This window comes from Chryseobacterium soli, from assembly GCF_000737705.1.
GTDB classification, from domain to species: Bacteria; Bacteroidota; Bacteroidia; order Flavobacteriales; family Weeksellaceae; genus Chryseobacterium; species Chryseobacterium soli.
On record NZ_JPRH01000011.1, the window covers coordinates 25,432 to 37,964 of the forward strand.

The window sequence follows — 12,533 nt, forward strand, 5'->3', positions numbered from 1 at the left end:
TAATATGTTAACAATGAAATTTTTGAAAGTTTTCGGTTTTCCTAAGGCTTATAGAATGTTATTTCTTCTTTTTTTCCTAGTTTTTTTTTCTTGTAAAGAATCTCAGAAAACTTCTGACAAAATTAGTATCGGATTTTCACAAGGTCTGGGAAATCATCCATGGAGACTGGCAATGAATCATTCTATGGAGATACAGGCATCGCTTCATTCCGAAGTAGATCTCAATATACAGAAAGCAGAAAGTTCTGTTAAAAAACAGGTTAAAGATATACAAAAAATGATCGATCGTAAGGTGGATGTGATTATCATCTCACCCATTGATCCCGAATCCTTGGTTCCTGTGGTGGAAAAAGCGGCAGCCAAACATATTCCGGTTATTTTGCTCGACAGGAAGATCAATTCAGAAAAATATACGACCTACATAGGTGCCGATAACTTGGAGATTGGTAAAGAAGCGGCCAATTATATTCTTTCAGATTCCAAAAATTATAAAAAAATAATCGAAATAAAAGGTGATGACCAATCTTCCCCAACCATAGAAAGAAGTCTGGGCTTTCAGGAAATTATCAAAAACAATCCCAACACAGATCTGATAAAAACATTTAAAGGTCTTCCGGCAGACGCTTTCAGGAGAACGCTGGATTCCTTGGGAAATCAAAGTCTGTACGTTTTTGCTTTTAATGACGAGCTTGCCACCAACGCGTGGCAAGTTGCACGGAATATAGGTTTGGAAAAACAAATCAAATTTATTGGCGTTGATGGACTGAATACAAAAGACGGCGGAATACAAATGGTTCTGGACGGAAAACTGAGCGCCACTTTATTGTATCCGACTGGTGGAGCAGAAGCCATAGAGACTGCGATTAAGATTCATAACGGCGTTGCTGTGCCGAAACGAATTAAGCTCAGCACAACGATCATTGACCGGATGAATGCGGAAATTATGCGCAATCAGTTTGATAAAATCATCGAACAGCAGGGTGTTATAGAAAATCAGGTACAGGCGGTTAAAAAGCAGATCGAGCTTTACTCTTCACAAAAAGAATTGTTCCGATGGTCTATCATATTGTTGGTATTGATGTTTTGTCTGGTTGCCTATTCGATTTACCTTATTTATGCGATTAAGATAAAAAATAAGCAGCTTACACTTACCAACGAGAGAATTACAATCCAAAGAAATCAGATTGAAACCATTGCTAATGAGTTGAAAGACAGCAATGAAGCTAGGGTTAATTTTTTTACGGGATTGTCCCACGAATTTAAAACACCCATTACGCTTATTCTCAGTTCATTGGAATCTTTGATGGATTCAGGTAAAACTAAAGGTACAAAACCATCCTATGAACTGGAGCTGATTAATAAAAACTCCAACCGATTATTACGACTGGTGGATAACTTGCTGGATTTTAGAAAAATAGAAAATCAGACTTTTAACCTAAGAGTTTCCAGGACGAATATTTACGATTTTACTTATGCCGTTTTTCGTGATTTTGAAAATGAAGCTAAGAAAAGAAATGTCAAATTCGAAATTCATTCACAGAATAAAAATCTTGAGCTTTATATCGACCGAAACCTTATGGATAAAGTCTATTTCAACCTTTTGTCCAATGCTTTCAAATTTACACCGGATAACGGAAAAATTGAAATTACGATTCAGGAAAATGGCAATCAGGCGGTCATCAGATTCAAAGATAATGGAATTGGAATCCCTGAAAAAGAGATTATCAATGTCTTCGAAGCATATTTCAAAGGTTCCAACAACCGAAAAAACAGTTCAGGAATCGGGCTTCATCTTAGCAAGCAGTTCATTCAGCTTCATCTTGGGAAGATAGAAGTGAGCTCTTTTCAGGGAACGGAATTTATCCTCAGTCTTTACAAGGGAAATAAGCACTTTAACGAAGACCAGATGGTAAAAGAACCCAGTCTCGCAGATGCAGAAAGCTTTGTAAACGATGCTGTTTTTACTGGATTTGAAGATGAGACTATTACCCAAATGCATGAATCTGATAGGGAACGTTATTCGCTGCTTTTGGTCGAAGATAATTCAGATTTGTCCTTCTTTTTAAGCAAAAAGCTTAAAAATGAGTTTGAGGTGATGGTTTCTGACGGTACGGATGCAATCGATAAGGCTTTGAGTGAAATTCCGGATATTATCGTCTGTGACGTCAATCTTCCGGACAAAAATGGTTTTGAAATCTGTGAAATCCTAAAAAACGACCTTCGGACATCACATATTCCGGTTATTCTTCTGACTGCCTTGGACAATAAAGAATCGTATCTCCAGGGACTGAAATCCGGCGTTGACCTCTATCTCACAAAACCTTTCAGTTACCCGATTCTGATACAGTCGCTGCGTGCTCTGCTTTACAACCGCGAAAAACTGCGTTATTACTATACAAACAATATCGGCAGAATTGCTGACAGCAAGTCGTTTGGAAGCATAGAACAAACCTTTGTGAACAATCTGAATCAATTGATCAAAACCAATATCGACAATCCCGATTTTTCAGTAGAAAATCTTGCAGACCTGCTCAATATTTCCAGAATTCAGCTTTATAGAAAGATAAAAGCAATGTTTGATGTAAACGTGAGCGATTATATCAACAATTTCCGTCTGGAACAGGCCAAATCAATGCTGCAAAATCCTGAGCTGACGATTTCAGAGATTGCATACAAAACCGGGTTTTCTTCCCCGAATTATTTCTCCACTGTTTTTAAAAATAAGTTTGGCATATCCCCGAATGTGTTTAGAAAATCTGCAGGGAAAGAGTAATAAAAACATACAATCAAATGATCACCTATTTGAATGTAATAATGTAATAAAAAAATATGAAGCATATTCTATAGGTAAGATTAATTTTCACATCTGCTATGTATCATATTCAGCAGCAGCACATCAAGCTGCTGCTTTTTTATTGCACTTTTTCAACAATGCACCTTCATTCGGACGAGTAAAGAGCTTCCGCATGATTGATGATCGTACTTGTACATAGTACGTATTAACCCTATATGAAATTCCTAAAAGTTTCTGAGCCAAATACCATACACCTTGACCCGTTTTTCGGTTAACATTTTCATAACACTACTTGTTCCTGAATTTTGAATACTCCAAAATGCACGTAACATTTTTATAAAACCATGTTACATGTTTGTAACCTGATAAAATAGTAATAAAATTAATTTTCAATAAATTATTGATTTTCAGTTAATTAAATTTATTTAACAAATAATTAACCTTGCTGAAATATTTAGTTACATAATTAAACCTTCGGATTGCTGCCCCGGGATATATTAGCCACAAACAAATAAATATTTTAACAGATGAATAAAATTCTTATGTGGTCTATCACGGCAGCTTTGGCAGGATTTCTTTTCGGATTTGATGTAGTTGTGATTTCAGGCGCAGACAAAAAATTGCAGACACTCTGGAACAGCTCAGATGCGTTTCACGGAGCGGTCGTGATGGGGATGGCATTATGGGGTACCGTAATAGGGGCTATTTTCGGCGGAATCCCGACCAATACATTAGGACGAAAAAAAACACTCTTGATCATTGGTGTCTTATATGCGTTTTCTGCCATAGGAACGGCACTTTCCAATGATCCTTATCTGTTTGCATTTTTCAGGTTTATGGGAGGCTTAGGAGTTGGTGCTTCTACGATTGCTGCACCGGCCTATATTTCAGAGATTGCGCCTGCAAAAGACCGTGGCAGAATGGTTTCCCTGTATCAATTCAATATTGTTCTGGGGATTCTGATTGCATTTTTATCAAATTATTTATTAAGCGGTATTGGCGACAACGACTGGAGATGGATGCTTGGTGTACAGGCAATTCCCGCAGCTATTTATACATTATGTGTGCTTACCATTCCGGAAAGTCCGAGATGGCTGGTTTCCCATTCCAGAATAGAAGAAGCGAAAAAAGTAATGAAAATCCTGAGTCCGGATCAGGATTCTGACACCTTGATCACTCAGATGGAAGATGACCACGCCGAATCGCCAAAGGAAAATATCTTTATGAGAAAATACCGTTTTCCTTTGATGTTGGCTTTTCTCGTAGCCTTCTTCAATCAGATGTCGGGGATTAACGCATTTTTGTATTACGCACCAAGGATTTTTGGTGAGGCAGGTCTGGGCGAGAAAACAGCACTGCTCAGCAGTATTGGGATTGGTGTTGTGAATATGGTTTTCACTTTGGTTGGAGTCAATCTGATTGATAAAGTGGGGAGAAGAACACTGATGTATTTGGGTTCCGTAGGGTATATCATTTCTTTAGGACTGGTTTCTATGGCGTTTTACTTCCACTGGTCGGGATTGGCGATTCCAATTTTCCTGTTCCTCTTCATTGCTTCTCACGCAATTGGTCAGGGAACCGTGATTTGGGTATTTATTTCGGAGATTTTTCCGAATCATCTGCGGGCATCGGGGCAGGCTTTTGGAAGTTCTACACACTGGCTTCTGGCAGCGATCATTCCATCACTGATTCCTACATTATTTTCCACCATCGGAGCCGGGACCGTCTTTTTGGTCTTTACCGTTGCAATGGTATTCCAATTATTATTCGTGATGTTTATGATGCCGGAAACAAAGGGTATATCATTGGAAAAATTAAGCAAAACACTGACGAAATAGAGGTACAAATCAATATAATCATGGCGGAGAACAACGTAATAAATTGAATAATGTGTTTTTAAATAATTCAAAAATTTCCTATTAAATAATCATAATGAAGAAAATCATATCAACTTTAATCATTGCTTCCACGTTTTATTCCGGGCTCAACGCACAGTCGGATTCGAAAACGTCTGAAGAGCAGCTTTACAGGCCCAACTATCACTTTACGCCTCAAAAAGGCTGGATGAATGATCCGAACGGTCTGTTTTATCTCAACGGAACTTATCATTTATTTTTCCAGTATACGCCGTTTCAGAGCGTGCCGGATTTTGGTAAGATGCATTGGGGGCATGCCATCAGTAAAGATCTTATAAAATGGGAACAACTGGATCCTGCTATTGCCTATGATGAGAAGGGAGCAATATTCTCAGGAAGTGCAGTTGTGGATAAGGATAATACATCAGGTTTTGGCGATGGGAAAAATATTCCGTTGGTAGCAATTTTTACCTACCACGATATGAAGAAAGAGAAAGCCGGAGAAATTGACGCACAGTCTCAGGCAATCGCTTATTCTTTGGATAATGGAAAAACCTGGACCAAATACAGTAGCAATCCGGTATTGAAAAATCCAGGAATAAAAGATTTTAGGGATCCGAAAGTGTTTTGGGATGCCAAAAGAAAACAGTGGGTAATGGGATTGGCGGTACAGGACAGGCAGCATTTTTATGCCTCAAAAAACCTGAAAGACTGGACCTTCCTTTCAGAATTTGGTAAAGATTTCGGCGGACACGGTGGGGTTTGGGAATGTCCGGATCTCTTCCCGATAAAGGTAGAAGGAACCAACGAAGAAAAATGGGTGCTTATCGTTAACATCAATCCGGGTGGTCCGAACGGAGGTTCTGCTGCCCAGTATTTTGTTGGTGATTTTGACGGAAAAACCTTTAAAATGGATGATCTTTTTACAAAACAGCTCGAAAAAGAAAAAGTGGTCTGGCTGGATTGGGGGCGCGATAATTATGCGAGTGTCTCTTTTGATAACGTTCCGGATAACAAAAGAGTAATAATAGGCTGGATGTCAAACTGGGACTATTCACCGGATGTGCCTACGGAAAAATGGAGAGGAAGTTCTACTATTCCTCGTGAAGTGACTTTGAAAAGGACCAAAGAAGGTTACATACTGAAAAATATTCCTGTTTCCCAACTTAAAAATTACGAAGGAAAGGCAGTTACAAAAGAAATTAACCTTGTTTCGAATAAAAAGCTCATCAGCAAAGAAGAAATAGATCTTTCCAAAGCAGTTTTAGATGTTGATCTCAAAAAAATGACCAAAGGCATTTACACTTTTGCTTTGAAAAATTCATTGGGAGAACGTGTGATTTTCGGAATTGATAATAACAAGAAAGAACTTTTTATTGATCGTACCCAATCCGGGAAAACCGATTTTAAGAACAATTTTGCAGACAGGATTTCTAAAGCACCACTAGCAAAAAATTACCAAAACGCAACATTCAAAATTGTATTGGATAAAACTTCCATCGAAATTTTCTTCAATGACGGCGAAAAGGTAATGACCGAAATCTTCTTCCCTAATGAAAGCTTTTCGGAGTTGAGCTTATCCACAGATACCAAAGGAAGTACTATGAACATTAATGCTCATCAGATTAATATCAAATAAAAACTATAGTATGAAGAAATACAAAATAGCCATCGCCTTTTGCCTTCTGCCTTTTTCGTATGTATTTGCGCAGGAAATCATTAAAGGTAAAGTAGTTTCCTCAAATCAGAAACCGTTAAGCGGAGTTATCGTAACCGTTTCGGAAACCGGAGCCAATACCACCACAGACAGCAGCGGTGCATTTCAGATCAATGACCTGCAAAAAGGAAACACTTTAGTTTTCACGTATCCGGATTATTCCACCCGTGAAGTGGTGGTGGATGAAAAGACGGTTCTTAACATCGTTTTAGCTGCAGAGAAAATAAAAAGCATAGATGAAGTGATCGTAACCGGGTATACCAAGCAGAAAAAAGCAGACATTACCGGTGCGGTTTCTGTGGTAGATATGAAAGATCTGAACAAGCAGGCCGAACCCAATCCGATCAAATCTTTGCAGGGAAGGGTAGCGGGAGTTAATATTACAGCCGACGGATCTCCTTCCGGCAGTAATACAAAAGTGCTGATTCGCGGGGTTGGAACGCTGAACAATACAGATCCACTGTATGTAATAGACGGTGTTCCTACAAAAGCCGGAATGCACGAGCTTAACCCAAGTGACATCGAAACGATGCAGGTACTGAAAGATGCTTCTTCAGCAAGTATCTACGGTTCCAGGGCTGCCAATGGTGTGATCATTATTACGACCAAAAAAGGAAAAAAAGGGAAGATGAGAATCGACCTCAATTATTATACGGCATATTCACAATATGCAAAGAAAACAGAAGTTCTGAATGCAAAACAATTCGGACAGGTGCTTTGGCAGGCCAATATCAATGACGGGCTGAACCCGAATAGTAACAATCTGAGCTACAGTTTTGACTGGGGGGTGCAGAATGGCATTCCAACTTTATACAACAGCTATGTTCCGGAATATCTGGATGCGGGAAAAACGATTAAGTCAGCCAATACCAACTGGTACGATGAGGTTTCGCAGACCGGGGTTGCCAATTCGCTGGATGTTTCTGCTTCGAGTGCTTCAGAAAAGGGTTCTTACTACTTCTCTCTGGGATATTACGACAATGATGGAATTGTAAAACTTACCAATTTCAAAAGACTTTCTGCCCGGGTCAATACTTCGTATAACTTTTTCGACGGAAAACTGAAAATCGGGGAAAATTTCACCTTCAACAAAACCAACGAACTGATGGATCCGGGTGTTCTAGACCCTGCTTTACGCGCTTTGCCCATCATTCCGGTTCATACTGTAGACGGAATCGGGTGGGGCGGACCAGTTGGCGGAATGAATGACAGGCAAAACCCTGTCCGGCTTTTGGAATACAATAAAGACAACGGCTACGAATACCAAAGATTCTTTGGAAATGTTTATGCAGAATTACAGCCTGTGAAAAATCTGACCTTAAAATCCAGCTTCGGAATAGATCTTTCCAATTATTACAAAAGAATGCTGCAAAGAAGTTATGTTTCGGGTTATCTGCAAAACAAAACCAATGCAGTGAACATCGACCAGTCGGACACCGAGAAATGGACCTGGTCCAATACCGCACAATACACCGCAAAAGCAGGAAAACACCATTTTGATGTGTTGGGCGGAATGGAAATGTACAAGGATACGTTTAAAAATACCTGGCTGAGAAAAGAAGGATTCCTGATAGAGACACCGGATTATATGTATCCCGATGCGGGAACAGGAGATGCTTTCAACGGCGGAAGTTCCACCTATTACAGCCTGTTGTCCTACTTCGGAAAATTCTCTTACGACTATGACAACCGTTATCTTTTCTCTGCAACAATGCGTTATGACGGTTCTTCAAGATTCGGTAAGAATAACCGTTTCGGAACCTTTCCAGCATTTTCGGCAGGATGGAGAATCAATAAAGAACATTTTGCAGAACATCTGATTCCATTCTTCTCAGATTTGCGATTAAGAGCAGGTTGGGGACAGACCGGGAACCAGGAAATCAGCAATTCGGCGGTTTATTCGCTGTATATAGCAAACTATGCAGGAGGAAACCCAACGTGGGCAACATCTTACGGTACGGCTTACGATATTTCCGGTGTCGGAAGCGGCTTACTGCCATCAGGATTTATTGCAACTCAGACAAAAAATGACGACCTGAGATGGGAAACCACCACACAAACCAATCTTGGTCTGGATTTCGGATTCTTTAATCAAAAACTGACGGGTAGTGTTGATGTTTATAAAAAAGCAACAAAAGACATCCTGGTATTACCGCCTTATCTGGGGGTGATCGGAGAAGGAGGAAATCGATGGATCAATGGTGCATCTATGGAGAATAAAGGGATTGAAGTTGCATTGTCCTATCAGAATGAAACTGCAGGTGGTTTCCGCTACGAAGTTTCAGGGAACATCTCGATGAACCGCAACAAAATTACTGCACTTCCTCAATCCGTTATCAACAATTACGGTGGAAACGGAACAACAGATAATATCCTGGGACGCCCGGTGAACTCAATGTACGGGTATGTTGCCGACGGACTTTTCAGGACTCAGGCAGAGGTGGATAATTCTGCAAGCCAGTCAGGTAAAGGCTTGGGAAGAATCCGCTATGCAGATTTAAACGGTGATGGAATAATTGACGATAAAGACAGAACGTGGATTGGCAATCCTAATCCGGGATTTATGTATGGTGTCAACCTCAACTTTTCCTATAAAAACTTTGATCTTTCAACATTCTGGCAGGGGATCAGTGATGTAGATGTCATCAATTCAAAAAAATACCAGACTGATTTCTGGAGCGTGGATGATGTAGGTTCCAATAAAGGAACAAGACTTCTGAATGCGTGGTCTCCGCAGAATCCCAATTCGGATATTCCTGCGCTTACGACAGTGGACAGCAATGCAGAATCCAGATTCTCATCGTATTATGTAGAAAGCGGAAGTTATTTGAAACTGAGGGTTTTACAGTTGGGCTATACCTTTCCGAAATCTTTAACGGAGCATTATAACATTGCTAATTTCAGGATGTATGCAAGTGTTCAGAATCTTTGGACGATAAAATCGAAAAGCTTTACAGGAATAGATCCTGAAACGCCGGCATTCGGCTACCCGCTACCGCTGACGTTTAATTTTGGAGTTAATTTTTCCCTATAATTTTTAAATAATAAAAAATGAAAAAGAATATACTTTTAACAATAGCTTTTGCTTTTTTGCTGGGAACTACTTCCTGCAATGATTTTCTGGACAATGAGCCGAGAGGTGTCCTGTCGGAAGCTGATGTGGTAACCCCTCAGAATGTGGATGGTTTTGTGGTTGCAGCCTACGCATCTCTCGGAAACGACCATTATGATACTCCTTTCAGTCTCTGGCCTTACGGAAACGTGCGTTCTGATGATGCGTACAAAGGAGGAAGCGGAACCAATGATATTCAGACCTTTCACTTTTTTGAGATTTCAAACAATATCCGTTCGGATTTTGGTGAATTAGACAGATTATGGTATCTCAATTATGTAGGGATTTCCAGATGTAACAAAGCGATTGCCGCACTTAAGCAGCTTTCAGATTCCGAATATCCGAACAAGCAAAAGCGGATCGCTGAAATGAGTTTCGTAAGAGGACATTACTACTTTTTACTGAAAACATTATTTAAATACGTGCCTTATGTGGATGAAAATACATCCATTGATGATTATCCGAAAATTTCTAACAGGGCAAAGACAGACCAGCAGTTATGGGAGGCTATTGCTTCTAATTTTGAATTCGCAGCCGCTAATCTGCCTGCAACACAGTCGGAAGTCGGAAGACCAAAGAAAAGCGCTGCTTATGCCTATCTTGCTAAAGTAAGGCTGTATCAGGCGTATGAGCAGGATGACAACTATACGGTAACGCAGGTAAATCCGGTTACGCTTCAGAAATCTATTGACGCTGCCAATCAGGTGATCGGAAATTACACGTTGGAGCCGGATTTTGGATATAATTTCCTGCCGGGAGCACATGAGAACGGCCCGGAGGCAGTTTTTTCCATTCAATATTCTGCCAATGACGGAACGCTTTTCGGAAGACTCAATTACGGTGATATGCTTTCTCTGCCGCAAGGTCTGGGATGCTGTGATTTTCATAAGCCAAGCCAGAATCTGGTGAACGCATTCAAAACGACAGCGCAGGGATTACCGATGTTCGATACTTTTAACGATGTGGATCTGAATTACAACCAACTGAACAGTTACAAAGTAGATCCCAGATTGTATCATACTGTTGCATTGCCCGGCCTGCCCTGGAAATATGAAGAAAACAAAATTTTTCAGGAAAGCTGGAGCAGAAGTCCGGGAACTTATGGGTATTATTCTTCATTAAAGGAAAATGTACCTGTAGGATGTGGCTGTACCGTAAATGTAGATCCTTTCTACGGTAATTCCAAAAACAGAATCATCATAAGATATTCCGATGTTTTGCTGATGAAAGCCGAAGCCTTAATTGAACTCGGACAAATCAACGAAGCATTGCCATTAATTAATCAGGTAAGACAGCGAGCAGCGAACAGTACGGTTTTGACAGGAAGTTATACCTCCAACAATCTGATCAGCAAATATGAGCCGGGCGTGAACTGTACCTGGAACCAGGATTTTGCAAGAAAAGCGTTGCGATGGGAGAGAAGAATGGAGTTTGCCATGGAAGGAAGCCGTTTCTTTGACCTCGTGAGATGGGGCGTTACCGCAGGAACGATGAACAGTTATTATTCTGTTGAGAAAACTAAAAGGTCTTACTACTCGCAGGCGGGATTTGACCACGGAATTGAAGAATACTGTCCGATTCCTTTGGCACAGATCAATTTCAGCCAGGGACTGTACAAACAAAACAACGGATACTAAAAAAAGATACGAATGAAAACGATATTCAAAAAAACTCATATTATCATCATTCTGCTGATGTCTGTGGCCTTTATCTGGTCTTGCGACAGTCAGATGGAAGATGGCCTTGTTACGAATGTTTCCGTCAATATTTCTTCTTTCAGGGTGAACGGTGTTTCTGGGGAAATTGATCATAAAAATGATAAAATCACAGTTACGCTTCCTTATGGAACAAGTGTTAAGACCTTAGCTCCGGTTATTGAAATTCCTCAGGGTGCCGTAGTTTCGCCGGCATCAGGAGCAATGATTGATTTTTCACAGCCGGTTAAATTCAAAGTGAAAAATGGAAATATCTACAAAGATTATCAGGTAACTGTAAAAGCTCAGGATCCAATTCTCAGCTTTAAGATCAACGGATTATCGGCTACCATCAATAATTCGGGCAAAACCATTTCTCTTACAATGCCGGAAGGAACCAATCTTACCGCATTGCAGCCCGTAATAGAAACCGGAAATGGCGTCAGCATCAATCCTCCATCGGGAACAACTCTTAACTTTACCAGCCCGGTTTCGTTTACTGTTTCTAATGGCAGTCTTACAGAAGTGTATACGGCTAAGGTAACAACGCCTGTTTCCGGACCTTCCGTTGCATTCCTTGGAACGGCTGCTACAAGAACAGGATTGACAAATCCCGATGAGATTGCAGCTTCTGACTGGCTTTTCGGGAAATTTTCAGGGGCAGTGTATGTTTCGGTTACTGATGTTGTAAGCGGCGCGGCAAACCTCAATAATATTGATGTGATCTGGTGGCATTTCGATTCTGCGACCACTTTACCGGCAGATGCGATGAGCCAGAATATGATTTCTAAAATCAAGACATATCTGAATGGCGGAGGAAATATTTTGCTTACAAGCTTTGCGGCGCAATATGTTGACGCATTGGGAATAGTTCCTGCAGGAAAAGGACCGAATAATGTTTTCGGAGATTTTCTTCCCAACGGATTTATAGATACAGGAAGTGATTGGGGAATCTCTTTCAAAGGATATGAGAATCATCCTGTTTTCGATGGTCTTCAGACGTACGAATCCGGGAAAGCCAATCTGCTTGAGAAAGGTACATTCCGTCTGAATCATACATCCTGGTGGTTCCTTCCGGATTGGGGTGGTTACGTAAATGGTGCGGGGTGGAGAAACCAGACAGGGGGTAATAACATTGCCAGTGAAGCCTGGGACAATACTTTGGATGGACGTGTAGCCATTGCAGAATTTCCTGGCGGGACGGCCAACAAAAAATGTATGGTTATCTGTACGGGTGCTTACGACTGGTACAATGAAACCGTAAACGGGAATGCTAGCCAGCCCAATTCGTTTCAGGATAACATCAAAAAGATGACGGAGAACAGTCTCAATTATCTTGTAACCCATTAATATCAGAACC

Annotated in this window: 6 protein-coding genes; all 6 read left to right on the top strand. The window is 40.5% G+C overall.

The features are described from left to right. The first annotated feature begins 13 nt into the window (after positions 1-13). Positions 14-2,773, top strand: coding sequence for a substrate-binding domain-containing protein (locus IW15_RS19560; RefSeq protein ID WP_034714839.1), 2,760 nt, complete (start codon positions 14-16; stop codon positions 2,771-2,773). Positions 2,774-3,321: 548 nt separating this feature from the next. Continuing rightward, on the top strand, positions 3,322-4,632 hold the full coding sequence (locus tag IW15_RS19570) for a sugar porter family MFS transporter (RefSeq protein ID WP_034714843.1): 1,311 nt from the start codon (positions 3,322-3,324) through the stop codon (positions 4,630-4,632). 94 nt (positions 4,633-4,726) lie between these two features. After that, a complete protein-coding gene (locus tag IW15_RS19575; RefSeq protein WP_034714845.1) occupies positions 4,727-6,289 on the top strand; it encodes a glycoside hydrolase family 32 protein in 1,563 nt (520 codons plus the stop codon). Between the two features lie 10 nt (positions 6,290-6,299). Next, entirely contained in the window at positions 6,300-9,401 is a 3,102-nt protein-coding gene (locus tag IW15_RS19580; protein WP_084681501.1) for a SusC/RagA family TonB-linked outer membrane protein, read from the top strand. Positions 9,402-9,418: 17 nt separating this feature from the next. Continuing rightward, on the top strand, positions 9,419-11,116 hold the full coding sequence (locus IW15_RS19585; protein WP_034714849.1) for a RagB/SusD family nutrient uptake outer membrane protein: 1,698 nt from the start codon (positions 9,419-9,421) through the stop codon (positions 11,114-11,116). A 12-nt stretch (positions 11,117-11,128) separates the two neighbouring features. Next, a complete protein-coding gene (locus tag IW15_RS19590) occupies positions 11,129-12,523 on the top strand; it encodes a DUF4960 domain-containing protein (RefSeq protein WP_051882238.1) in 1,395 nt (464 codons plus the stop codon). Positions 12,524-12,533 lie beyond the last annotated feature (10 nt).